Annotated in this window: 25 protein-coding genes; 3 read left to right on the forward strand and 22 right to left on the reverse strand. The window is 35.0% G+C overall.

What is annotated here, in order from left to right:
• Positions 1–63: 63 nt before the first annotated feature.
• Both MKY60_RS15125 and MKY60_RS15130 read right to left on the reverse strand, forming a co-directional pair.
• Positions 64–1,038: a DUF4822 domain-containing protein gene (locus MKY60_RS15125; RefSeq protein WP_340930441.1), complete on the reverse strand. Its 975-nt coding sequence runs from the start codon at positions 1,036–1,038 to the stop codon at positions 64–66.
• A 359-nt stretch (positions 1,039–1,397) separates the two neighbouring features.
• On the reverse strand, positions 1,398–2,156 hold the full coding sequence (locus MKY60_RS15130; RefSeq protein ID WP_340930442.1) for an SDR family NAD(P)-dependent oxidoreductase: 759 nt from the start codon (positions 2,154–2,156) through the stop codon (positions 1,398–1,400).
• 147 nt (positions 2,157–2,303) lie between these two features.
• On the opposite strand from MKY60_RS15130, the gene MKY60_RS15135 reads away from it, so the two are divergent.
• Positions 2,304–3,554, forward strand: coding sequence for a helix-turn-helix domain-containing protein (locus MKY60_RS15135; protein WP_340930445.1), 1,251 nt, complete (start codon positions 2,304–2,306; stop codon positions 3,552–3,554).
• Positions 3,555–3,824: 270 nt separating this feature from the next.
• Here MKY60_RS15135 and MKY60_RS15140 read toward each other — a convergent pair whose 3' ends face one another.
• The 8 genes from MKY60_RS15140 to MKY60_RS15175 all read right to left on the reverse strand — a co-directional run bounded on the left by MKY60_RS15140 (position 3,825) and on the right by MKY60_RS15175 (position 9,431).
• The gene (locus tag MKY60_RS15140) at positions 3,825–4,325 is read right to left on the reverse strand and encodes a GNAT family N-acetyltransferase (protein WP_241598994.1); all 501 of its coding nucleotides are present in this window, start codon (positions 4,323–4,325) and stop codon (positions 3,825–3,827) included.
• Between the two features lie 380 nt (positions 4,326–4,705).
• Entirely contained in the window at positions 4,706–5,062 is a 357-nt protein-coding gene (locus MKY60_RS15145; RefSeq protein WP_340930446.1) for a putative zinc-binding protein, read from the reverse strand.
• A 132-nt stretch (positions 5,063–5,194) separates the two neighbouring features.
• Positions 5,195–6,109 (reverse strand): tetratricopeptide repeat protein, encoded by a 915-nt coding sequence (locus MKY60_RS15150; RefSeq protein ID WP_340930447.1) that lies wholly within the window; start codon positions 6,107–6,109, stop codon positions 5,195–5,197.
• Between the two features lie 258 nt (positions 6,110–6,367).
• Positions 6,368–6,640 (reverse strand): hypothetical protein, encoded by a 273-nt coding sequence (locus tag MKY60_RS15155; RefSeq protein ID WP_340930449.1) that lies wholly within the window; start codon positions 6,638–6,640, stop codon positions 6,368–6,370.
• A gap of 36 nt (positions 6,641–6,676) precedes the next feature.
• Positions 6,677–7,429, reverse strand: coding sequence for a hypothetical protein (locus MKY60_RS15160; protein WP_241598991.1), 753 nt, complete (start codon positions 7,427–7,429; stop codon positions 6,677–6,679).
• 6 nt (positions 7,430–7,435) lie between these two features.
• Positions 7,436–8,188, reverse strand: coding sequence for an ABC transporter permease (locus MKY60_RS15165; RefSeq protein WP_241598990.1), 753 nt, complete (start codon positions 8,186–8,188; stop codon positions 7,436–7,438).
• The gene (locus tag MKY60_RS15170; RefSeq protein WP_340930451.1) at positions 8,185–8,904 is read right to left on the reverse strand and encodes an ABC transporter ATP-binding protein; all 720 of its coding nucleotides are present in this window, start codon (positions 8,902–8,904) and stop codon (positions 8,185–8,187) included. The genes MKY60_RS15165 and MKY60_RS15170 overlap by 4 nt, the downstream gene beginning before the upstream one ends.
• Positions 8,901–9,431, reverse strand: coding sequence for a GNAT family N-acetyltransferase (locus tag MKY60_RS15175; RefSeq protein WP_340930453.1), 531 nt, complete (start codon positions 9,429–9,431; stop codon positions 8,901–8,903). Before MKY60_RS15175 ends, MKY60_RS15170 begins: the two co-directional genes overlap by 4 nt.
• Before the next feature lie 130 nt (positions 9,432–9,561).
• On the opposite strand from MKY60_RS15175, the gene MKY60_RS15180 reads away from it, so the two are divergent.
• On the forward strand, positions 9,562–10,914 hold the full coding sequence (locus MKY60_RS15180; RefSeq protein WP_340930455.1) for an amino acid permease: 1,353 nt from the start codon (positions 9,562–9,564) through the stop codon (positions 10,912–10,914).
• Between the two features lie 92 nt (positions 10,915–11,006).
• On the opposite strand, the gene MKY60_RS15185 is transcribed toward MKY60_RS15180, so the two are convergent.
• The 7 genes from MKY60_RS15185 to MKY60_RS15215 all read right to left on the reverse strand — a co-directional run bounded on the left by MKY60_RS15185 (position 11,007) and on the right by MKY60_RS15215 (position 20,382).
• Positions 11,007–12,986 (reverse strand): S9 family peptidase, encoded by a 1,980-nt coding sequence (locus MKY60_RS15185; RefSeq protein ID WP_340930457.1) that lies wholly within the window; start codon positions 12,984–12,986, stop codon positions 11,007–11,009.
• Positions 12,987–13,118: 132 nt separating this feature from the next.
• A complete protein-coding gene (locus MKY60_RS15190) occupies positions 13,119–14,666 on the reverse strand; it encodes a fatty acid--CoA ligase family protein (RefSeq protein WP_093496553.1) in 1,548 nt (515 codons plus the stop codon).
• 253 nt (positions 14,667–14,919) lie between these two features.
• On the reverse strand, positions 14,920–16,851 hold the full coding sequence (locus tag MKY60_RS15195; protein WP_093496554.1) for an FtsX-like permease family protein: 1,932 nt from the start codon (positions 16,849–16,851) through the stop codon (positions 14,920–14,922).
• Complete coding sequence (locus tag MKY60_RS15200; protein ID WP_090566614.1) at positions 16,826–17,596, reverse strand: ABC transporter ATP-binding protein; 771 nt, start codon at positions 17,594–17,596, stop codon at positions 16,826–16,828. Before MKY60_RS15200 ends, MKY60_RS15195 begins: the two co-directional genes overlap by 26 nt.
• Positions 17,556–18,602, reverse strand: a complete 1,047-nt coding sequence (locus MKY60_RS15205; protein ID WP_093496555.1) for a sensor histidine kinase — start codon at positions 18,600–18,602, stop codon at positions 17,556–17,558. The genes MKY60_RS15200 and MKY60_RS15205 overlap by 41 nt, the downstream gene beginning before the upstream one ends.
• A 1-nt stretch (position 18,603) precedes the next feature.
• Positions 18,604–19,308 carry a response regulator transcription factor gene (locus tag MKY60_RS15210; protein WP_093496556.1) on the reverse strand — a complete coding sequence of 235 codons (705 nt, stop codon included), beginning with the start codon at positions 19,306–19,308 and terminating at the stop codon, positions 18,604–18,606.
• 81 nt (positions 19,309–19,389) lie between these two features.
• Positions 19,390–20,382, reverse strand: coding sequence for a lipoate--protein ligase (locus MKY60_RS15215; RefSeq protein WP_090566605.1), 993 nt, complete (start codon positions 20,380–20,382; stop codon positions 19,390–19,392).
• 122 nt (positions 20,383–20,504) lie between these two features.
• Here MKY60_RS15215 and yhfH point away from each other — a divergent pair, with 122 nt between their 5' ends.
• Positions 20,505–20,630, forward strand: coding sequence for a protein YhfH (gene yhfH, locus MKY60_RS15220; protein ID WP_093496558.1), 126 nt, complete (start codon positions 20,505–20,507; stop codon positions 20,628–20,630).
• A gap of 124 nt (positions 20,631–20,754) precedes the next feature.
• Here the strand turns inward: yhfH and MKY60_RS15225 are convergent, their stop codons facing one another.
• From MKY60_RS15225 to MKY60_RS15245, 5 genes are all read right to left on the reverse strand, one after another.
• Positions 20,755–21,051 carry a putative quinol monooxygenase gene (locus MKY60_RS15225; RefSeq protein ID WP_340930461.1) on the reverse strand — a complete coding sequence of 99 codons (297 nt, stop codon included), beginning with the start codon at positions 21,049–21,051 and terminating at the stop codon, positions 20,755–20,757.
• A 79-nt stretch (positions 21,052–21,130) separates the two neighbouring features.
• A complete protein-coding gene (locus MKY60_RS15230; protein WP_093496559.1) occupies positions 21,131–21,559 on the reverse strand; it encodes a MarR family winged helix-turn-helix transcriptional regulator in 429 nt (142 codons plus the stop codon).
• Positions 21,560–21,722: 163 nt separating this feature from the next.
• Positions 21,723–22,361 (reverse strand): nitroreductase family protein, encoded by a 639-nt coding sequence (locus tag MKY60_RS15235; RefSeq protein ID WP_090566594.1) that lies wholly within the window; start codon positions 22,359–22,361, stop codon positions 21,723–21,725.
• Between the two features lie 259 nt (positions 22,362–22,620).
• Positions 22,621–23,526 (reverse strand): NAD(P)/FAD-dependent oxidoreductase, encoded by a 906-nt coding sequence (locus MKY60_RS15240; protein WP_340930462.1) that lies wholly within the window; start codon positions 23,524–23,526, stop codon positions 22,621–22,623.
• Positions 23,527–23,614: 88 nt separating this feature from the next.
• Positions 23,615–23,758 (reverse strand): hypothetical protein, encoded by a 144-nt coding sequence (locus tag MKY60_RS15245; RefSeq protein ID WP_340880299.1) that lies wholly within the window; start codon positions 23,756–23,758, stop codon positions 23,615–23,617.
• Positions 23,759–23,940: the final 182 nt, after the last annotated feature.

The following is a 23,940-nucleotide window of genomic DNA, read 5'->3' on the forward strand; positions in this document are numbered from 1 at the left end:
AAGTTTTGTGGCAACTTCCTGTGCCAACCTAAAAAGGGAACGGAAATCACCGTTCCACTTTAACTATATAGTAAATGTTGGTTTAAGGTCACCTTTATAAGATTCATGCTCAACGAATACGGTTATATCCTTGCCATCTTTGTCTTTACCAATTCTTTTATACGTAAACTTATTATTATTTAGTTCGGTAATTTCAAGAGTGGCACCATACTTATTATCTCCAACTGAAACATGAGCTCTAACTTTATTTTCGTGTACAATATCGAAGTAGCCATAATCACCACGACTTTTTCCTGTTTCAATGTTAAAAAATTCATATTTATTTGTTTTGTCATCGAATTTTGCCAGACTTATATAAATTAAATTATATTCTGTTACATCATTGCCCTCTTCATCTAATACCTTTGTTCCGTTCCAAAGTGTACTACCTAAAACTTTATCTCCATCAACGTCTTTAACAATATCTCCAGTAGTAGTGTTCAACTGCTTGTCAGAATCAGTAAAAGAAAGTTCTTTCTCTTTATAAGGAACATGTTCAACGAATACCTCTACGTCACTGCCGTTAGCATCTTTGCCCATTCTTTTATAAGTAAAAACATCTTCATTTAACTCTGTTATATCAACAACAGCCTGGTAATTCATCGACTCTGATATTAATATTCTCTTCGTCCCATCATTAGTGATAAAGAAAGTTCCTTTATCACCACGACTTTCACTTGTCATAGCATCAAAAAATTCATATCTTCCTGTTTTCAAATCATATTTAGCAAGACCGATGAAGTTTGTGTTTTCTTTTGTTAAGTCATTATTATTTTTATCATAAACCTTTGTTCCTTGCCAATTTGTGTCACTAAGAATACTAGCCATTTCTTGCCCATTTGTTACCTTATTTTCTGACTTGTTCTCCTCTTCTGCAGTTTTAATTTCATTACTTTGCGTTTCTCCCTCTTTTTTAGCATTTTCATTCTCGTTTGTTTTTGATTGACAGGCTCCAAGTAGGCCTATACTTGCAATAAGTAATATTAATAGCTTTTTCATCTTAATTCCTCCAAATTATCCAGCATTTCTACTGTTATCAATTTACACTTATTATTCGTCGACGTAATTATATTGTATCCTTTAATACTTAACTCCCTGAAAACAAAGTCTTAAGAAAGTATTAAATGTTAATTAAGAAAGAATATTATATACAAAATGTGTTTTTCTTAAGAATAAAAAAAAGGAATTGCCGCAGCAACTCCTTACATTATTTGAATAACAAACTTCCAGCATGTGTAGTCAGTTTGATGAATATTGTACCCAGCAGAAACTTTACTAAATAAAATTCACCCTTTTCCTGATAGGTGAAATAGGTCTCTAATTTCTTATTGCTAAAAGAGAAACACTTAAATTCTAGACTATAATGTTAAACCGCCATCTACAAGAACAACCGAACCAGTCATATAACTTGCTTTGTCTGATGCTAAAAAAGCTACCATTTCAGCCAGTTCATTCGGTTCAGCATATCGCCCGATTCTCATAGTTGAAATCTCTTCTGGAATGTAACCACCCTCTGCAAACTGATCAGCAACACTAGCGGTTAAAGCTGTTTGAACTCCACCTGGACAAAGTGCATTAATCCGAATTCCTTTATTTGCATATTCTAACGCAGCACCCTTTGTTAATCCTATAACCGCATGTTTGCTTGCAGAATATACAGCTACACTATGCTCTGGGCGAATTCCAGCTGTAGAAGCCGTGTTAATAATCGATCCACTTCCTTGCTCTTCCATAACTTTTAACACGTATTTCAGTCCTAGAAAGACCCCTTTTACATTGATATCCATAATACGATCAAATTCAGATTCTTCCACTGTAGTGAAAGGCGCGAACCTTTGGATTACACCTGCATTATTGAAAAATATATCTATTTGTCCATATACTTCTAACGCTTTATTTACATAGTTTTGCACATCTTCACTTTTAGATACATCAGCTTGAAAGAAAATTCCCTCTCCGCCCTGTTCTTTGATTAATTTTAATGTTTCTTCCCCTGTTTCCTTATTGTAATCTACTAATACAACAGTTGCGCCGTTTTGAGCAAGCTTCAAACTGCTTGCTCTTCCAATTCCACTTCCAGCACCGGTAACTACTGCAATCTTGTTTGTTAATTCCATGTTTAGCTCCCCTTTAGTTATAATATCTTACATCCTCTATATTATTGCGTGTAAAGAATTATATATTGTAGTATTTTACGTATAATGGTACTTTTTTAATATTATTAAAACACACGGTAAAAAAAGTGAGAGGAGAATATAAGATAGATGAAAATATTCAAAGAAGATTTACAATATATTTGTCAGCTCATTTATGACATCCATCAAATCCCTGTTTATTATGTCAATCAATTTGGTGAGTTTGAATATGAACTTTCAAAAAATGAACTGCGTAACAATCCATACTATGAGCAATTCAAAGAGCAGATTAGGTTATATAGTTATGAGGAGGATCCACATGATTTCCCCATTTTCTTCTCGAATTCAAATCTGAACTGTTTCTTTATCAATCTTAAAGAAAATAATCTTTTTTTAGGGTCAATTATTGTTGGCCCTACGTTGGAATCAGAAATAGAAGATGAAGAAATCAGCAAAGTCTTGGATATTTTCAAAGGAAATACAAACAAAGGGAAGCTCATTGACTACTATCAAGCCGTACCAATTATTGATAAGAAAAAACTTCTAACGGCTAGCCTCTTGGTTTATTATTTAGCTTACCGCAAAATGTTAGATGAAACGATTGTTCTTCAAAATAATAAATCTTTAAACGTAATCATAATTGAATCCGAGGAACTGGAACTTGAGCTTTCCAAAGGGAGAAGAAATTTCATTTTTCATTCAAATCTTTCATATGAACGAGTTTTGCTTGATTATGTTAGAAATGGACGTATAGATAAATTAAAAGATACCTTTGATTACTCTATTGTTGGTGAGGCAGAATTGGGTTTATTATCGAAACGAAATCGCTTGAGAAGTGAAAAAAATTTAATGATAACTGGAGTTGCACTTGTCTGCAGGGCTGCTATTGAAGGCGGCTTAAATGAGGAAACAGCATTTACCTTAAGTGATTTTTATATTCAACAAATCGAGGAATTAAGAAGCCTAAAGACGATATTGAACTTAATGGAAGAAGCTATAATAGATTATACAAAGCGAGTACGACAATTGAATGTAGAAAAGTATTCTGCAACAATAACTACATGCCAAGACTATATTTATAAGCATCTGTATGGGGACATTACACTTGATCAACTTGCCAAAATATGTAGTCTAAGTCCTAATTATTTATCATCTCTTTTCAAGAAAGAAGTTGGTATACCAGTAAGTGAATATATTCAACGACAACGAATAGATGAAGCGAAAAGACTATTAGAGTTAACGAAGTATTCAATTTCAGAAATAAGTACTTGGCTAAATTTTAACGATCAAAGTTATTTTATAAAAACTTTTAAAAAATATACTGGTTTAACCCCAAGGCAGTTTAGAAATAATCATGGTATGGATATTACTCCAACTTGATTGGAGAAGAATATTTCCAAACAAAAAGAGCCTCTCTTAAAGAGAAACTCCTTTCGAATTACAATGGGAAAAAAATTGGAAATGCAATCATCATGATGATGATTATAACTATTTGTAAGGGAATCCCCGCCTTGATAAAATCAAAGAATTTATACCCTCCTGCGGTCATTACTAACGCATTGGTTGAGATGTTACAGGAGTTGCAAATGCCATGCTCGATGAAACAGCAATTGCGAAAGAAATGGATTTTGCATGTTGTACATAAGAGATTTAAACCATTTCCTTATTGTAAATTGCATTAATAGAATCCCAATCAAGTGGCCTTGACATACTTACTTCACTTTTCTCCACAGACTTGAAACCAAATTGTTCGTAAAGTGTATGAGCATCTCTTGTCGCCAAATGAAAACTAGTGCCTTTCAATTTCGGGTTTTCCGTAATAATAGTCATTAACCATTTGCTTAGACCATTCCCCCTATACTCAGGAAGTATAAAGACATCTCCTAACCAAGAATATCGCACAAGATCTGATACAACACGAGCAAAACCAATTTGTTTTGGAGAACCCTTAGTTGGATCGCCATCATAAACACCATAGCATAGAATAGAGTTGTCAATTGATGCTTCTACTAGTTCTTTTGATGTTCCTTTTAGCCAATAGGATTCTTGACTTAAAAAATTATAGATAATATCAATATCCAAGTATTTTTTGTCTGTACTTATATAAAAACCATCTTTACTAACAAACTCAATATCTGCTTTCCAAACCATTTATACTCCCCATTTCCATCTCTATTTGAGTCAATTTGAAATAAATATTAAAAAGTGAAATCCGAACAACATTGGAATCTCCAACGCACTTTCGTGTCTCGATGCTAGCTAAACCGTAGAGAAACAGGCTACTCTTTCCGCATCAGTCAGTAGGTTCAACTTTTAAATCGAATAATAAAGTAATAATTTTTGTTCTTAATTAAACCTACTAATTATGAAATTGACTCATTTATTATAATATTATAAATAGGCTTAAATATATATAGAATATTCATATTAATACATTTCTTCCTGATCTTACCCAACATTAAAAGAAGTATCTATCCTTTGTTTCCTGAATAGTTACTTCTTTTCTTAGTCTTCTTATGATGCAGTGAAAATTAATGACTAAGCTCTAATATTTTCGCGTATGCACTTTCAAATAGATTAGGGTCTGGGTCTGCACCTATTTTTTTAGGAACATCAAAGTTGTTTAGTAAAAAATGATGAGTCGGTTGAACATCATGTCTTGCAAGAGAATGCTTGCAACAGGCTAGTGGACAGCCATCTATAGCAATTATTTCTCTTCCTGATTTTGCAGTCCGAACTAACGGCTTAACATCTCCCCCAACACCTGCAATACAAGACATTTCTGCAATATTCTCGCGATCCATTTTTATAGCGATTAAGTTAGCTGTTTGTGCTGCAGAGGAACACCCAGAACATGAATAAACAATTGGTAAATGCGATTTTTTCATCTTAACACTACCCCTTACTTAGTCGAGCAAAATCTGGCCTTACCCGACATACTTTTATAGTGTTTAGTTTAATACAAGTATTTTTTATCAGCAGTGATAAGCATCACTTGTGTCTATAACGATTTATTTAACCTATTGTTGATAATCAGGGTGGTTATGTCTCTTGCATCCAAACAAATAACATGCCCCAGTAGTTGCAGGATCAAATTCTATTAAGGGAATATATCCAGATGACATTCGGTTAACCATATTCTCATATTCATTCTTTTCTTCTAGTAATTCTTTCATATGTGTTTCCTTATCGCTTTCTGTCCAATTATCATCACACTCTTCTTCATGAGCAGATTGGATTTCTTCAGCTTTATGTAAAATAGACTCTTGAATTACCTCATTGATGCGGAGATTATTATTAGTTTTAAATAGAGCGTAGACAAACCGGCTTACCCAATTAGGGGTCTTCCAGTATTCTTCCCACCCCTTTTCAAACCACTGAATTGCTTCTTTAAAACAGCCTAACTCAAGATACAAATCGGCAACTTCCACCTCTCCTATAAAGTCATCTGCATCTTCACTAAAAGTATCTAGTTTTTCTTTTGCTTCCGTTTTCTTATCAAGCTCGATTAGACATTTAATATGATTGAACATAACAACATCCGAATTTCCTGCCACACGCAAGAAATAATCAGATGCTTCCTCTAATTCTTTTAAATAATATTTTGCAACTGCTAAATTCTGATAAGCTTCATTGGATGGTTGAATCGAAATTGCCTCTGAAAGTGCATCCGATGCGAGTTTCCAATGTTTTTGTCTAAGGTTAATTTCCCCTAATAAATTGTATGGAAAATAAGAAGCAGGCTTCATTTCTATTACTTCTTTCAATAATTCAAGTGCTTTTTGATCATCTTCTTCTTCGTAACTGTACATCCAAGCTAAATTATTTAATGATTGGATATTTCTTGATTCCTCTACTGCTTGTCGAAAAAGTTCTAATGCCTTTTCATATTCATTTTGTTCAAATAGTTCAAGAGCCTTTTGGTTAGTACTCATTTATTTCCATTTCCCTCCATCCTTCAAAGCACACCAAGTCGTAGTAGATTATTTTACATTAGATTTTTTTGATTGTGGTATATTTCCTCTTAAGTATCAAGTCACAAAAAAGAGTTTAATTAGTATATATATTGCTAAACACTCCGCATTAATGAATGAATTTTCATATAATTCGCAAAACTTTGTTTATATAACTATAGTTAAAATCATCATAGTTACCATATTATCTTCAATACTTCGAAAAAAGAGTTACCACAATTATTGGATACCTAGTGTTCTTCTTATAGGAATATCATTTATAATCGCTGTCGTAAGCTTTTTTAAGTTAGACGGTTGGGCATCAATGAGTTTCTTCTTTGTATTTATTTGTATTACAATAGGTGCGCTTATTGGCACAGCTATTTCAATGCTCACAAAAATTAAAACAGTGTAACAACCAAAAAGCAAAACAGTGTAACAACCAAAAAGCAAAACGAGAATTCGTTTCGCTTTTTTGAAACGCTTTCTATTCCTGCTCATTCTTACATACAATCTACTTACTCTCACTTTACCACCAATTTATAAAAGTTAATTACTAATATATTTCTTCAAAATTGGCTCTAAGTATTCCTCTTTTAAAGAAAGATCATTTTGTAAAAAGGAATGAACACTCTCTTTATCTAATGAAACTAACAGAAACTCGTTAAATTCTGGCAAGTCACCTTTTTCTAATATACTCTTATTATGTTTATCTAATAATACTTGTAATTCATCCGCAGTTAAATCAACCTTTAATTCAAATATGATAGCCCAAAAATCATTTTTCCCTCCGCGCTTTATAAATTTTGGTCTAAAAGATTTTGTATAAGACTCATTAATTGATATGCCCATTTCTTCAATCAATTCTTTTTCGATACTTTTCTCCAAATTAAATAACGAACCATCTAAATCCGACTCGTCTAAACCACCGCCAGTAAATTGTAAGCGACCTGGTGTTGAAGTTTGTTGGTTCATTTTTCCGAATGCAATGTAATGGTCATTTGTTATAACAGCCGCACAAGTAAAAATTACTTTACACGGAAAATCAGTATTTTCGTGACGAATCGTATATAAGTAGTGTTTATAGTCTGTTTTTACTACCGTGATCTGTAATTCCTTAGGAGATTTAAAAATTTCGGTAGTAGTAAAAACTTCTCCATTACGAAAATGAGGATTTATCTTTACTTGCTCATTCCAAAACTGTTGATGTTGTTCTCTTATATTTAATGGTAATTCAAAAGGGATAGAATCATATTTAACAATTACTTTAGTTGGTGCTTCTTCAATTAGTATTGGCTTCATTATTTTTTATCTCCAATCCTTCAATTGTAGATCTCTTGTAAATAATTTTTTATAACAAAGTACACTTAGCATCATACTTGTAATGGCTGAGGAACTAGTAAATACAAAAATAATCAATATTTGATAACGAACTGCTTCGACTGGGTCTGCTCCAGCAATAATCATTCCTGTCATCATTCCCGGCAATTGGACAAGTCCCACTGTTTTCATCGCATCAATTGTCGGAATCATACTGAATTTGACGGAGCGTTTTAACACATCTTGCACAGCCTGGCGACTAGTTGCACCGAGTGAAAGTAAGGTTTCAATTTCCCCTTTAGAGCTTTCCGTTTCTCGCTTTAGTTGTGTTAGAAACAATCCACACGCAACCATTGCATTACCAATAGTCATTCCACTTAGCGGGATGATGTACTGTGGTGTTGCGTCTATGATTTGCAAGCTTAGTAATAGTCCCATCATTAGGATTTCCATCGTAGCAATAGAGAGAATAATTCTCCATATCACTCCTTCCATTCCTTTTGCCCGTTTTGCTGCATTAAATGCTGCGACAACAATCATGACGCAAATGATTATGATAATGAATAGAATATTTTCTGACTGGAATACAAACTGCAAAACATACCCAACAGCAAGTAACTGTATTGCCGCTCTAACAGTTCCGATTGCAATGTCCTTCTCTAAGTCAAGCTTTTGCCAAACCGATACTAGCATCGTAATAATGACAAACAGTAAAGTAAAACTTAATGCTAGCAGGCTCATAGTTTCACCTGTGTTGAAGAGCTCGCTTGGTCGTCTAAAAACACAGACGTCTTTACATCACTTGCAAGTGTCCCATCTTCCATATACCAAATACGTTCACTAACATTTTTGGCTTGCTCCGTATCATGTGTCACCCAAATAAATCCTATCTTCTCTTTTTGATGGAGTTTGAATAGTAGCTGTTCTACTAATTCCTTACTCTGTTGGTCAAGAGAAGCCGTAATTTCATCAAGAAGTAATATTTTCGGTCGTAATAGCAACGAGCGAACTAAAGCAATACGCTGTTTTTCCCCACCAGATAAATCTCCTGCATGCTTCTCCCAGTCTAAATGATCTAACCCTACTGCTTTTATTAACTGTCTTGCGTAACTTTCTTCAAAAGTTCGATTATGTATTTTACTGCTGATCATTAAATTATCCAATATGGTCCCTGGAAGCATTGTAGCTTGTTGGGCAACATAGCATATGTTCATTCGCCATATTCTACTATCTACTTCACTCATTAATTGACCATTGAAGTAAATCGTTCCACTATCAACAGATTCTAATTTTGCTAGAATGCGTAGGAGCGTACTCTTACCTTGCCCAGATTTACCGAGTAAGGCAATACGTTCTGGTTGTTCGATAGTAGTAGTTACATCAGAAAATAATTCACTTTTTTTCTGAGCATCCCAATGCTTTTTCATCAGCTGCTTTATTTCAACTAATGGTGTCATACACGTTCTTCCCATTCTTCTCTTAATAAACCCATTCGAATAGAGTCATAATATACTCCGTTATAGAAACGACATTTTCGTAGTCTTGCTTCCATAGACATACCCAACTTTTCACCGACTTTAATCATGCGTTCATTACCAGACCAAGTTGTATAACCAACACGAACAAGTGGTAATTCTTTAAATAAATGATTAATCCACATTCGAAGTGCCTCTGTGCCTATTCCACCACTCCAAAAATTGGCTTCATAAATGACAATCCCCATTTCTAACCAGAGGGATTCCTCGTGCTCCCAGTAGTAACAGAGTGAACCGACTAATTCTCCATTTACATAAATACCCCACATATCATCTTGCTGGATCAATTGATCTTTCTTTTCTAAGAAATTCTCTAATGTTGTAGGAATATGCGGATAATAAGGTGCATCCCATTTTTTCCACTCAGGTGCTTCTTCCTTTGCACTTAATTCCCATAGTCTAAAAAGCTCTCCTTCGATAATAGGACGAATCGTTACATCTTTCATCATTTAACTCCATTCTATCATGCTTTGTATACATAATTTTACCACAATATCAGTATGATAGACTGTTCCCAATATGCACATTATTGTGATAAAGTTTTATCTTACAGTATTAAATAACGAGGAGTGACATAGCTTGGGTGGAAATCAATTACAACGAGGTTTAGAACAACGACATATCACCTTGATGTCATTAGGAGCAGCAATCGGAGTTGGGCTATTTTTAGGTTCAGCAACGGCAATACAACTTGCAGGACCAGCTATTCTGATTTCCTATATCGTCGGGGGAATGGCTATTTTCATCATCATGCGAGCGCTTGGAGAAATGGCTGTTCATAATCCTGTTTCGGGTTCATTTAGTCGGTATGCAAAGGATTATTTAGGTCCTCTTGCTGGATACATAACAGGATGGAATTATTGGTTTTTATGGGTAGTTACCTGTATGGCAGAGATTACAGCTGTAGGAGTATATATGCAAATGTGGTATCCAGACACTGCTCCATGGATATGGGCATTAGGCGCATTAGTTATTATGACACTTATTAACTTAATAGCCGTTAAAGCTTATGGGGAGTTTGAGTTTTGGTTTGCGCTTATTAAAATTATTGCCATCTTAGCAATGATTTTTGTAGGGTTGGGGGTTATTCTTTTTGGTCTCGGTAATGATGGAATAGCAGTTGGCATAAGCAATTTATGGTTGAACGGTGGATTTGCTCCAAATGGCGTTACTGGAATATTCATGTCCCTACAGATGGTCATGTTTGCGTATTTAGGTGTGGAGATGATCGGTGTAACTGCTGGAGAAGCAAAAAATCCTAAAACAGTGATACCACGAGCAATCGATACGGTGTTTTGGCGTATTTTACTGTTCTATGTTGGGGCACTGTTTGTAATAATGTCTATTTACCCATGGAACGAGATTGGAGCTAACGGAAGTCCTTTCGTTTTAATGTTCGAGAAAATTGGTATCGGTCCAGCAGCAGGTATTATTAACTTTGTAGTCCTTACAGCTGCACTATCTAGTTGTAATAGTGGTATTTTTAGCACTGGGCGTATGTTATTTAATTTGGCTCAGCAGAAACAAGCTCCTAATTCATTTTCTAAAATCAGCAGATCGGGAGTACCTTCAAAAGCTATTATATTTTCAGCGGTTTTATTGTTAGTTGGGGTTGTATTAAATTACTTAGTTCCTGAAAAAGTATTCATCTGGGTAACGAGTATTTCGACATTCGGAGCCGTTTGGACATGGGGAATTATATTATTATCTCAATTAAAATTCCGTAAAACACTTACAAAAGGAGAAGTATCAAGGCTTTCCTATAAGGCTTTGTTCTATCCAGTAGGATCCTATTTAGCACTAGCTTTTTTAGTATTGGTACTTGGTCTCATGGCTTACTTCCCCGATACACGTATCGCCCTAATAGTAGGTCCCATATGGATAATCGGATTAGTGATTGTCTATTATAAAAAAGGATTTCATAAAAAGTAATTTATATTGGATTCGACCAATTATTTGGCGGAATCATCCAATCCAACAAAACCCCGTCATTTCCTTATCGAAATGACGGGGTCTTTTTTCTGTTAACCAATATATTTGGCAAACCAGCTCGTGATTTGATCAAGTCGTGTTTGTCTTAAATTAGGCAGTCCTACTCGAGATAAATTATGATCGGATTGCGGGAAACGCACGAAACTTGTCTCTTTCCCCATAGCTTTTAACGTAATATATAGCTGTTGCCCTTGTTCGATAGGACAACGATAGTCATTTTCGCTATGCAATATCAATAAAGGTGTTTCTACGTAAGCTGCGTATTTGAGTGGAGACGCATCCCATAGTTTATCAATATCCGTCATATCGGTACCAATTTGCCATGGTGTGAAGTAGTATCCAATATCAGAAACTCCATAAAAACTGATCCAATTTGAAATCGAACGTTGCGTAACCGCTGCTTTAAAGCGATTTGTATGCCCTACAATCCAGTTTGTCATAAACCCACCGTAGCTCCCACCTGTTACTCCTAAGCGGTCTTTGTCAATCCAATCATTTTCCTTCAACACATAATCTACTCCAGCCATGATATCTTCATAGTCACCACCACCGTAATCTCCGCGAACAGCGTCAACAAATTGTTGACTATATGAATGACTTCCACGTGGATTTACATATAAAACTCCATATCCTTGCGCCGCTAATAGTTGTAGCTCATGGAAAAATGTATTCGCATACATCGTATGAGGTCCACCATGAACTTCTACAATAAGTGGATACTTATTTCCGTCCTGGTAGCCTGTCGGTTTCATTAACCAACCGTGGACATCCCAATCATTAAGGCCTTTATACACAATGGCTTCTGGTTCGACAAGCTCTACTTCATTTAACAACTCTTCGTTAAATTTAGTGAGAGCAATTCTTTCACCAGTCGCCAAATTTAGTTTAAATAATTCCCTGGGAAATATTGCATTACTTATTGTCGCAAGAGCAAAGGTTCCATTACCCGCAATATCGTATCCATATACATGCTCGTTTTCCGGTGTTGCTGGGTAAATCTCCCCTTCAAGAGACGCGAAATACAAACGTACATCCCCCATTGTGGATAGTTGGAAATAGAGGTGATTCTGCTCTGTCCAAACAACATCAGGTGCACTTGCTCCTTGTTGGATATCTGCTCCTGCATAATCCCCTACTGGAGCATCAATACCTTCAGTAAGTATTTGAAGTTTGCCAGTTCTCACTTCATATACATACACCTCTGCATGTGTTGCATTTTTAAATGTGTGTAGCATTCCTCCAAAGGCAATATATTGATCATCTGCTGAGAATGTTGCTCCTCCAAAATATCCGCTTTCTTCAATAATTACCGTTTCTTTTTTCGTTTCAACGTCGATTAATAATATAGTCTCACGGAATGAAAAATCTTGATTTTCATCACGATTCACACCGATTACTAGTTTTTTCCCATCGTGAGAAATTGCCTGAAGACTATGATTAAATGTACCATCTGTAAAGGCTTTAACTTCTCCAGATGCTATAACGATAGATCCAATTTGTCGGTTTGTATCTTTAGGTAACAAACCTACTCCATCACTATGATACTTCATTTTTTCAACAATATAAGCTTCCGGTAGTTTCTTATCTTCCTTTTCAGCATCGTCCGTCCAACTTTCCCCGTCTTTAAAGGAAGCAGAGAACCAAATCTTTTTACTACAAGGAGACCAAATAAAACTAGAAACACCGTCTTTAAATTTTGTAAGCCGTTTTGCTTCTCCACCTCTAGCTGACATAATGTAAATCTGATTTTTCTTATCACGATTTGATAGAAATGCTAGTTGTTTCCCATCTGCTGACCATTTAGGGGATGACACTTTTTCTTTCGAATGGGTCCATTGTGTTATTTCATCCGTTTCGATATCTACGTGATATAAATAAGCATAGTATTTATTATCCTCTTTGTGCATTTCCGTACGAATGAAAACTGCCTCCTTTCCGTTTGGTGAAATCACAGGATTTGTTATCGATTGTATTGCAAATAAATCGGTTGCTTCTAGTTTTCTTTTAATCATTTAAAAATCCCCCTCTATTTAAATCTACTCTCTCTATTTATTTCGACATTCGAAATCTTTTTCCTTCTAGTTTCTATGAAAGTCTATAAAAAAAGCTCCTCAAGATTACATGAGGAGCGATAAATTTATCTTTTAAACTGTTTGTGCTTTTAAAGAGCGTCGTAGGATTTTACCCGTTGTATTCTTAGGAAGTTCCTCTAAGAATTCAATCCTCTTAGGCACTTTATATTTTGCTAGTTTTTCTGAACAATAGTCTTGTAACTGTTGTTCTGTCAACGTAGGATCTTTTTTGACAACAAATGCAAGCACTTCCTCTCCAAAGTTTAGATCAGGAATTCCGACAACTGCTGCCTCAACTATACTAGGATGTGTAAATAGCACTTCCTCTACTTCACGTGGATATACATTATAGCCACCAACGATAATCATATCCTTTTTTCGGTCAACGATAAAGAAATAGCCTTCCTCGTCTTGTCTTGCAAGATCTCCAGTATATAACCAGCCATCGCGGATTGCACTTTCTGTTTCTTCCGGCATCTTGTAGTAACCCTTCATGACGTTAGGTCCGCGAACGATCAGTTCTCCTACCTCACCTATTGGAACTTCTTCTCCAAGTTCATTGACGATTTTATTTTCCACATTTACGATATTTGTTCCGATTGAACCTGGCTTACGATCACGGTCTATTGGGTTAAAGCATGTTACCGGTGATGCCTCCGACAAACCATATCCTTCTGATACACGAACATTGAACTTGTTTTCAAAGTTATGTAACAGTGCAACTGGTAATGAAGATCCACCTGAAATTGCTAAGCGAATACTTGAAAAATCTTCTACATTGGCTTCCGGGAATTGATACAAGAAATTATACATGGTTGGAACACCTGCAAATACTGTTGCTTGATGCTCTTTTGCAACACTAAACACTTCTTGTGGGGTAAATCTTGGAATTAATAGAAGGGTTGCCCCCATTAGTAATGGCGCATTCACAACTACTGTTAGTGCAAACACATGAAATACAGGTAAAGTTGTTATTACACGATCTTCTGTATTAATCTTCAAGTATTCTGCAACATCACGAGCATTAGAGTAAATATTATTGTATGTTAACATTGCACCCTTTGGATGACCGGTAGTTCCAGAAGTATATAAGATTACAGCAATATCATCTGGGTCTGTATCCACTGCAGAAGTACCCAGTATAGATGAAGAAATCATCATTGAAAACGGTTTCACTTTTGTCTTCAATTCTTCTGGTAAATCAGCTAGTTTTTGAACAGTAGCCGGCTGCGTTTCACAAATAATGTAATTTTCAACCGAAGTGAAAACTCCAGCGGCTTTCTCTACTAAAGGCAATAATGCATCCAGAGCAATAATTACCTTAGCATCACTGTTTTTTACAATGTAACTGATTTCATCTGGCGAATAAATTGGATTAATCGGAACTGCCGTCGCACCAATTCGCATAGTAGCATATAAAGAAATTAAAAAATGTGGTGAGTTCCCTAGTAAAAAACCAATATTATCGCCTTTATCCACACCAATTGACTTTAATGCCCCTGCAAATAGCTCAACTGACTGATCGAATTCTGCGTATGTAGTATCTTTCCCCATAAAATGATAGGCAACCTTCTCCGGATGCTCACTAGCAATCTGTTGAACACGTGAAACTAAACTCATACTCTCGTCTCCCATCTTTTTTGAATGAATCACCATTCATTATCCCCGTATTCATTATATAAGAAAAGTTTTGACAATTCAAGAAAAACTAGAATATGAACATTACTTGCGCTAATCAGATTTAATATTCTATTTCTAAATACTTTAATTTCATACTTTAAGAATTGCTGAAGAAAATTACTACTAGTTCATTTGCCGTATTAAAAAGTTCTTATACCCAAAAAAGAAGGCTACTCCTGTAACCTTCTTTTCACTATTGTATATGGGAAATGTATCTCCAACGAATCAAAAAGAAATAAGAAACTTGAATAATAGTGAATGCTATTAATACAAGTAACATTTCCATTGCTATGGAAACTGCTGCTAAGTCGACCCAAAATGCTTGTAAAAACATAAACGAAAACGTACTATGCACCATAGCCAATCCCCAAGGCAGGAAAAACTGAGGAATTAACTGGCGATTTACTATTTTCACTAACTCTCGATCCGTAACGCCCATTCTACGAAGTACATCATATTGTTTTTTATCGCGCTCTAAATCTGTATAAAGCTTAAAGTACACAAAACTCCCAGCTGCAAGCAGTAATACTGCTGCTACAAGCAAACCTGTAAATAACAATAAAGAGAATGTAGCACGGATGATAGAATAATTTAAGCCAGGATTAAAGAAATAGTAAGCATTGGGATTTATATCTGAAGTTCCCATGGTTTGAGTCATAATTCTGTCTAAGTCAGTGCCGACATCCTTCGTGCGAAGCCACTCGGAAACATGAAAAGCATAAAATGTTATGTTTGACTCCCTTAAGCCATATCCATATAAAGGCTCAGTAATAAGTTCGTAATCCTCATCACTAATGATTAACGATCTATTTTTAAGGGCAATGGATGGGAATATCAAGCGATCATAGATTCCTTTAATCTGAATAGGTACACTGCTTTCCTCTAGCACCGTTTGCTCGTCTTCAATCCTTAAGCCTTCGTAGTCTTCACGTCTATTCGGTATGATCAATGCTTCCCCATTTTGCAGGTCGATCAAAGGAATTTTCAATGCAACCGCTAAACTATTTACTTCCGATTCTTTTATAAGATTTACTTGGCTACGCAAATTAGAAGAAGTTTGTTTTTTTACAGAGAGCTTAACTAAGTCATAAGACAACCCCTCCCTTTGAAGCTCCTGAGATAGTTTCATCACATGCTCTTCCTCAAAAGGATTATCCCAATTACTTGAATAGAAAATACTGACTGGATTCATTTCCCTATATTGCGCTGTAAAAGAAGTAAACGAAGTTACAACACCTACTGAAAGAAAAGCTATTGTCGAAACAACCGTAACTATGAAAAACATTCGAGCATTTTCTCTTATTTTAATAGAACCTTCTGCAAATGCTATCAATCGAAATGAATGCCAGTACAAATTCTTACGCTTTCGAATAATTCCTAACAAATACAAAACACTATCTGTATAGAACAGATAAGTGCCAACCAATGCCAGGAAAATAATGATAAAGCTCATATATACTTTAATTTGAAAAAGAGATAATAAAACTAAACTATAAGCAGTGAAAAGCAGCAATAATCCAAATACTGCCCTTCCCTTACTATAAGCCTCTTGTTCATTTTGTTTACCATATCCCTTTAGAAGCTGAATTATATTCTTTTTACGTATAAATACTGAGCTACCAAAGGAAATAATGATATACAATGATAAAAATACAAGAATAGTCAATGTAAAAGGCTTCCATGACAAATATAACGGTAGATTATCAAGTAAAAACATCTCTCGAATAACCATAAAGAAAAACTTAGAAAAAGCAAATCCAAAAAAGATACCTACAGTTGTTGATATAAACCCTAATATCATCGTTTCTAAGAAAATCATCCGATTAAGCTGACGCTTGTCCATCCCTAAATTTAATAGGACTCCAAATTCCTGTGAACGAGCCTCTAGAAAAGCACTCATCGAATAAAATAAAAAAGACAAAGTGAATATTATTAAAATAACCTGTGCAATGAACATTCCGCCAAAAGCGATATTCTGTAAAAATTGATCTTCAATATTGGGATGAAACATTAACATTGAATAGACAAAAAACACTAAAACTGAAAAAATACTCGCCAATAAGAATGCAGCATATACACGTGCATTTCGAATGACATTATTATAAGCGAATTGTCGAAAGGTCATTTACATTTCCACCCAGTAAAGATAAGACATTTAAAATACGTTGAAAGAACGTTTGTCTTCGGTCATCTTTATATATTTCATTAAAATACTCGCCATCCTTTATAAACAAAACACGATCACAGTAGCTTGCAGCAATTGGATCATGTGTCACCATAATAATGGTCGTATTACTTCTTTTATTGACATTAGATAACAGTTCTAACACATCTTTTGCAGCTTTTGAATCCAGGTTTCCGGTTGGCTCATCTGCCAGTATAATAGAAGGTTCATGTATTAAAGCGCGTCCAATTGCTGTTCTTTGCGCTTGTCCCCCGGAAATTTCAAATGGTCTTTTTTCTAAAATAGAGGTAATATCAAGCTGTTCCGCTATACTATTTACTTTTTGTTTCATCACGTTTATCGGCTGTTCATCTAATGTTAATGGCAATACCATATTCTCTTCCACAGTTAATGCTGAAAGTAGATTAAAGTCCTGAAAAACAAAGCCAAGCTGTCTTCTCCGGAATAATGACAAATCATTGCTTTTCAATTTCATAGGATCTAAACCATTAATCGTCATATCTCCTGAAGTTGGGCTATCGACTGTTGATATCAAATTGAGTAGAGTTGTTTTCCCACTACCTGATGGGCCCATAACTGCAAGGAATTCTCCCTTTTCTACCTCGAAGCTTAGTTGATTTATCGCTAAATGCGCGACTTTCCCCTCATATACCTTCGTTATTTCTTCCAGTGTTAATATCGACATCGAGCTCACCTCGTTCTGAAGTTTCTTGTTGTTCAAATACAATCGATACTGTCGTTCCTTCTCCCACTGTTGATATTATTTTCATCTCATGTCCTAATCTATGACAAATTTCCTGTGCCAAATATAATCCCATTCCAGTAGATTCACCAGTTTTCCTGCCATTTTCTCCAGTGAAAAAAGCTCTTGTCACTCTTTTCATATCTGAGACAGGTATGCCAATTCCTTCATCTCTTACGGATAAAATGACCTGATTATGTTCAAAGGTAGTTTCAAAGTATACCTTTTTGTTTTCCTCAAAAGTATATTTAATCGCATTTGTTAAAAATTGAGCTATTACAAACCGTAACCACTTCGAATCTGAAGTAACCGTACAATCTTCTTCAATAGATATAACCGGAAATACATGACTTCCTATAAATAATCGCTTGTTACTAGATACCACTTCCATAACAAGCTGTTTTATATCAATTTGTTCAATTTGCATATCTTCTTCAAATGTATCTAACCGAGCATTCATCAGAACTGCATCCAGACCACGCTTCAGTCGATCCATTTCTTCAGAAACACCAGCTGCATCTACTTGATCATTCCCTTGAGTCATCAGCTCTATAACCGAAATAGGTGTTTTCATCTGATGTACCCAGCTGTTCATAAATTGTAAATGTCTATTTTGCCTAGCATATAGAAGTTGTACTTCCTTTTGATACAAACGATAAATATGCTGCAAATACTTCTCGATTTGTTTTATCTCCGGGGACTGCGCCTCTCGTTGCAATACAACCTCAATCTTAGTAGGCACAGATAGAATCTTTTTATAGAATGCATACTTTTTTACAAATAATGTCCCTAAAAAGGTCATGGTCAATATACTAGTAATAACAATGGAATACACCGCAGTATCTACATTTCGGAAACCATCCAGCCAATATAGCAGCATTACAAATAATACTAATAAAACCTGAAAAACTAAAAAAACTAAATGCTCCTTTATAAACAATCGAATCATATTATGACTCCTCCGAGCTCAGGATTAATCTATATCCTGCTCCTCTAACAGTTTCAATTGTAGACAAAACATTATAGTCACTTAACTTTTTTCGAACTCTTGTCATATTTACATTTAATGTATTCTCATCAACGAATGACTGGTCATCCCAAAGTTCCTCTAATAGTTGCTCCCTAGTCACCAGCTTCGGATGGCTTTTTAGCAATAATTCTAATATCGTACACTCTTTCTTTTGAAGTGGAATTTCACCATGTACGGTATGTAACTCCATTCGTTCCATATAAAGCTGTAACCTACCAACCTTGATAACTCTTTCTTCCTGCTTCGCGGCATATTCACCATACGTTCTTCTCAAATGACTTCTTATTTTAGCTAGGACGATTTCATAATGAAAAGGCTTCGTGATAAAATCATCTCCACCATTTTCTAGCGCAAATATTTGATCCATTTCACCAGATCTAGCAGAAACGAATATAATCGGGCAAGTAGTTAATTGGCGCAATTGGCGACACCAATAATATCCATCATACGATGGTAAATTTACATCCAGCAACACAATATGAGGATCAAACGCAGTAAACTCCTCCACTATTTGTTCAAAATCCTCTATAGTATGCACCTCGTAATGATATTTCCTTAAAGTATCTGCAAGTAGAGATGCTATCTTTCGATCATCCTCTACAACTAACACACGATGCGTTGTCACAATAATCCTCCTCCACAAAAACAGTTCTTACTTTATCATATCAAAAAAGAGCCCAACATACGTCAGACTCTCTTCCATTTATTAATAAATTAATTGAACAAGCTCTTCTTTTGTAATACCACCGAAGTATTTAGGGACGTCTATGTTTGTTAATGCAGCTTCGATTCCTTCTTTGCTGTACGGTTTTCCAGTTAGAAGCTGTTCTACTTCAGCCATATCACCTACACCGAAGAAATCTCCGAAGATTTTCACTTCTTCAATCATTCCTTTATTTACATCTAAACGAACATCTACGCCTCCAACTGGGAAGCGGTGCGAATGCTTCATATTGAATTTAGGTGATTTACCGTAGTTCCAATCCCATTGTTGATAACGCTCTTCTGAAAGCTTATGGATATTCTCCCAGTCCTGCTCTGTTAGCTCCCAATATTGTATATTTTCTTCCCCTTCAAAAATGGAAGCGAGAAGTTCTAAACGGAATTCTTCGACTGTCATTGGATTTTCTAGTAGCTCGATTATATTCGTAACACGACTACGAATTGATTTAATACCTTTAGATTCAATTTTTTCTTTGCTTACCTTTAAGGCAGATACAACAGCATCTATTTCTGTATCGAACATCAATGTTCCATGGCTGAACATACGTCCACGAGTAGAGTATTGAGCATTCCCAGAGATTTTTTTCCCTTCAGCCAAAATATCGTTTCTTCCAGACAACTCTGCATTTACACCCATTTTTGCAAGTGCATCTATAACAGGCTGTGTGAACTTTTTAAAGTTACGAAAGCTCTCTCCGTCATCCTTTGTTAAAAAGCTATAATTCAGGTTTCCTAAATCATGGTACACAGCACCCCCTCCAGAAAGTCTACGTACTGGGATAATGCCATTTTTCTCTACAAAATCAGTATTTATTTCTTCAATTGTATTTTGGTTTCTCCCAATAATAATAGAAGGCTGATTTATGTAAAACAGAAGAAAAGAATCCTTTTCAACGTCCATTGTGTTTAATGCGTACTCCTCAATTGCTAAGTTAATACGTGGATCTGTAATTCCTTTATTATCAATAAAATACATGTTCATCTCTCCTTTATAATTATTTTATCAAAAGTTCAGTTAATATGTTGACAAATCGAACTGTGTTATACTACAATAAAAACAATTAAAACAGTTATATAACAGATGGAGGTGGAACAACTATGTTAGAAAACGTAATTGAATTTTTCCGTAACCTGCCCGCTAAGAAATGTGCAACATGTGGTGAAACAATAGAAGAACAACATGAATGCTACGGGAACCACTGTGATAAATGCACGACACTTTAATAATTGAAAGAACTGCCCACTAGATTCTCCCCTGTCTAGTGGGATTTTTTATCATATAAAATATGAACAAAAACAAACACCCCAAGGATTTAATCCTTGAGGTGTTTGGTATTTAATATAAAATTTAGGCTTGTACAAGTTCTCCGTCAAATACTTTTAGGTCCATCGGTGTGGCCATAAAAGACGGAGCTTTTTGAATGAAAGCTGTGAAATGTTCACTCGTATTATGGACTTTAGTAGCCTCTACATCTTCCCAAAGTTCAATCATTGTATAATGATAATCTTGGTCAGTAGATTTCATCAAATCGTAGCTAATATTACCTTTTTCAGCTCTTGTTGCTGCAAGAAGTGTTTTGGCTTCTTCCAAGAATGCTTGTTCTTGATCCATTTTTACCTGGAGATGTGCATGAATTATAATCATAGTTATCATCCTTTATGTTAGATTATTTATACTTAAGACTTACAATTGATAAGATCCTATTCAATTGAAGTTAAAAATTCTAGTATTCACTTATGTTATTTTGCATACGATTAAGCATGTCAGATAGGGTTTCCAATTCTTCTTGGTTAAAATCATGAAGCATTTGGTTTACGAAATTAACCTTTTCTTTTTTGTAACCAACAATTTGTTTGCGCCCTTCCTCTGTAAGACGAACAAATATCACTCTATTATCGTTAGGATTTCTTCGTCTAGCGACCATTCCGTTTGCCTCAAGTTGTTTTAGATGGCGAGTGATAGCAGCACTATCTATATTAACAGCTTTTTGCAACGTGGACTGATTGATTTCATCTGTTTCATACAGCTGGTGTAGCAATTCATAGCGTGAAGAGCTAATGCCTGTGCACCGTTCAAATTTAGGGCTAATCTGATTATTAAGCCCTTTAAGCAGATGTAAGATTTGTTCATGATTAGATAGTGAACAACGCATCATTTGACCTCCTAAATAGTTTTATGTGGCCAACATATACGAGTGTCTACTACTTTATTGAATCCTCAATTATTGACCTGTCAATAAAATATAATACAAAATTTTTTAAAGTACAACTCGAAATGGTAACTTATCCACCAATTTATATTCAAAAGGTTCTATCTTATTTCCAGATCGTAGTTGTATCGACAGGCAGACGATATGATTGATAACCTTCATTAATGGCTTTACCAATGGAAATTAACATAATCGGTATATAACGTTCTTTGTCCAGACCATATGCTTCAGCAATCTTGTCTTTCTCATATCCACCGATAGGATTCGTATCATACCCGAATGAACGAGCTACTAGCATAAGTTGCATGGAAACAAGACCTGCATCCAGCATAACTATATCTTTCATTTGCTCATCGGACATATTTTCATAAAACGGTTTAAAATAATTTAATTGTGCTTCTTTAACTTCTTGAGGCATATATCCAAGTTGAACCGCTTTGCTAAATATCTCTTCGGCATAATCAAAATTATTTCGGTCACCGAAGACAGCGATCACCGCAGATGAACTTAATACTTTATCCTTGTTGAATTTAGCAAGTGTTGCAAGCTTTGCTTTTCCTTCTTCGCTGTCAATGACTACAAATCTCCAAGGCTGAAAATTAATAGAAGATGGAGCTTTTGAAGCTTGAGCTATAATTTCGGTCATTTCTTCACGGCTGATTTTAACCGAGGGGTCATATACCTTAATGGAACGACGACCGTATACAATTTCATTGAAATCATTTGTTTTTTGATATTTAAGCATATTGTAGTTACTCCTTTTTATTATATTAATTGACACGTCAATAATTGATACATCAATTAATATAATATAAATTGATGAAATATGCAATACTTAAGATTCTATTGCTCTAATTTTAATAATAAAAGGTCTACGTTAAAGATAAGGTTGATTCAAAATGCACATTTAAATGAGCTGGAAAGTGCATCTCCAACTCATTGTATTTTGATGTCATTTTTTAAAAATCACTCGGTTTGACTAAAGGGAGGAGATTATTACTTTATCAAAAACGTTCCATAGTTAAATCGGTATTAACGGAAACGGCAGCTTTATTGCCGTCGGCAGCAGAAATAATTAATGAGGATGGTCCCGATTTTTCAGTTTCTCCCGCAATATAAATGTTCTTTTGTGTAGTTCTACCAACACCATCTGTTACAACTGTACCATTTTCTTGAATTTCACACTCTAGTATCTCAGCAAATTTATTCGGACGATAAAAAGATGGAACAACAAACCCACCTGATCTAAAGATCGTTTCTCCTGTTACAAATTCAATTTTTTGTAGATAACCATTATTACCTATTAAGTTTTTAATCGGCTCTGATTTAATTTTGATATTGCGTTTTTGTAACTCTGTAACTCCATCTTTAGATAGTTGAACTCCATTTGTTAAGACAACTAAATCCTGCGACCAGTTATAAATTAATTTAGCCATATGCAGTGCATGCTCTTCTTTTTCTGCCATTACAATTAATGGCTTATCCCTTAGCTCCCAACCATCACAATAAGGACAACTAAAAAGGCTTTTCCCATAATAATCTCTTACACTTTGAAAAGAAAATACCTCTTGAATACCTGTAGCCAACATAATCTTTTCTGTAACACATTCCTGACCATCATGTGTTTTGACAATAAATCTATCATTATCTATATCCTTAATTATTTCAGTAATTGTTGCTTTAAAATATGATATGGATGGATACCTTTCCAATTCTTTTAAGCCTATTTCTTTGAACTCTTGCGGCTTTATCCTATCTCGAGTAATAAATCCATGTGACTCATGTGTGACTCTATTCCTATTCGTTCCATCGTCAAATAATGCAATTTTTCTCCTAGCCCTACCTAAAGTTAAACTAGCACTTAACCCAGATGGACCTCCACCAATAACGATACAATCAAATACATTCATTTTATTACCTCCCTATTTTTATAACAACCATAAAAGATCTTTTATATCTATAATTAAAGTAAAAAAAATGTTATTTACATTTATTAATCTATTTCATATGATATCGCCCATTTTTTGAACTCTTCTGTTTAAAATTACCTTGACCTAGTCTTTGCATAATTCTTAAAGAATTGTTTGGATTATTATCCCAAGCATACTTCCATACTTGATGTTTAAATAAATTCTTTTCCATAAAAAAATCCCTCCTCAATTTGATTGCAATATGTTTCATCCTCTCTCAAAATTAAAGACTTCAGGAGTCTGTAATATCCATTATAATTTAGGTAATTTTATTGTCAAGTTAAAGGTACTTTATTCTCAATACAATAAACATATAATTTGTTATTGAACTAACCTACCGTTTAGTTCAATAAA

Origin of the sequence: Psychrobacillus sp. FSL K6-1415 (assembly GCF_038003185.1) — a bacterium.
Taxonomy (GTDB): Bacteria; Bacillota; Bacilli; order Bacillales_A; family Planococcaceae; genus Psychrobacillus; species Psychrobacillus psychrodurans.

What these genes read in the sequence shown, in the direction of transcription:
- MKY60_RS15125 (WP_340930441.1), bottom strand. Translation starts at nt 1,038, where the DNA reads ATGAAAAAGCTATTAATATTACTTATTGCAAGTATAGGCCTACTTGGA.
- MKY60_RS15130 (WP_340930442.1), bottom strand. Translation starts at nt 2,156, where the DNA reads ATGGAATTAACAAACAAGATTGCAGTAGTTACCGGTGCTGGAAGTGGA.
- MKY60_RS15135 (WP_340930445.1), top strand. Translation starts at nt 2,304, where the DNA reads ATGAAAATATTCAAAGAAGATTTACAATATATTTGTCAGCTCATTTAT.
- MKY60_RS15140 (WP_241598994.1), bottom strand. Translation starts at nt 4,325, where the DNA reads ATGGTTTGGAAAGCAGATATTGAGTTTGTTAGTAAAGATGGTTTTTAT.
- MKY60_RS15145 (WP_340930446.1), bottom strand. Translation starts at nt 5,062, where the DNA reads ATGAAAAAATCGCATTTACCAATTGTTTATTCATGTTCTGGGTGTTCC.
- MKY60_RS15150 (WP_340930447.1), bottom strand. Translation starts at nt 6,109, where the DNA reads ATGAGTACTAACCAAAAGGCTCTTGAACTATTTGAACAAAATGAATAT.
- MKY60_RS15160 (WP_241598991.1), bottom strand. Translation starts at nt 7,429, where the DNA reads ATGAAGCCAATACTAATTGAAGAAGCACCAACTAAAGTAATTGTTAAA.
- MKY60_RS15165 (WP_241598990.1), bottom strand. Translation starts at nt 8,188, where the DNA reads ATGAGCCTGCTAGCATTAAGTTTTACTTTACTGTTTGTCATTATTACG.
- MKY60_RS15170 (WP_340930451.1), bottom strand. Translation starts at nt 8,904, where the DNA reads ATGACACCATTAGTTGAAATAAAGCAGCTGATGAAAAAGCATTGGGAT.
- MKY60_RS15175 (WP_340930453.1), bottom strand. Translation starts at nt 9,431, where the DNA reads ATGATGAAAGATGTAACGATTCGTCCTATTATCGAAGGAGAGCTTTTT.
- MKY60_RS15185 (WP_340930457.1), bottom strand. Translation starts at nt 12,986, where the DNA reads ATGATTAAAAGAAAACTAGAAGCAACCGATTTATTTGCAATACAATCG.
- MKY60_RS15190 (WP_093496553.1), bottom strand. Translation starts at nt 14,666, where the DNA reads ATGAGTTTAGTTTCACGTGTTCAACAGATTGCTAGTGAGCATCCGGAG.
- MKY60_RS15195 (WP_093496554.1), bottom strand. Translation starts at nt 16,851, where the DNA reads ATGACCTTTCGACAATTCGCTTATAATAATGTCATTCGAAATGCACGT.
- MKY60_RS15200 (WP_090566614.1), bottom strand. Translation starts at nt 17,596, where the DNA reads ATGTCGATATTAACACTGGAAGAAATAACGAAGGTATATGAGGGGAAA.
- MKY60_RS15205 (WP_093496555.1), bottom strand. Translation starts at nt 18,602, where the DNA reads ATGATTCGATTGTTTATAAAGGAGCATTTAGTTTTTTTAGTTTTTCAG.
- MKY60_RS15215 (WP_090566605.1), bottom strand. Translation starts at nt 20,382, where the DNA reads ATGTATTTTATTGATAATAAAGGAATTACAGATCCACGTATTAACTTA.
- yhfH (WP_093496558.1), top strand. Translation starts at nt 20,505, where the DNA reads ATGTTAGAAAACGTAATTGAATTTTTCCGTAACCTGCCCGCTAAGAAA.
- MKY60_RS15225 (WP_340930461.1), bottom strand. Translation starts at nt 21,051, where the DNA reads ATGATTATAATTCATGCACATCTCCAGGTAAAAATGGATCAAGAACAA.
- MKY60_RS15230 (WP_093496559.1), bottom strand. Translation starts at nt 21,559, where the DNA reads ATGCGTTGTTCACTATCTAATCATGAACAAATCTTACATCTGCTTAAA.
- MKY60_RS15235 (WP_090566594.1), bottom strand. Translation starts at nt 22,361, where the DNA reads ATGCTTAAATATCAAAAAACAAATGATTTCAATGAAATTGTATACGGT.
- MKY60_RS15240 (WP_340930462.1), bottom strand. Translation starts at nt 23,526, where the DNA reads ATGAATGTATTTGATTGTATCGTTATTGGTGGAGGTCCATCTGGGTTA.
- MKY60_RS15245 (WP_340880299.1), bottom strand. Translation starts at nt 23,758, where the DNA reads ATGGAAAAGAATTTATTTAAACATCAAGTATGGAAGTATGCTTGGGAT.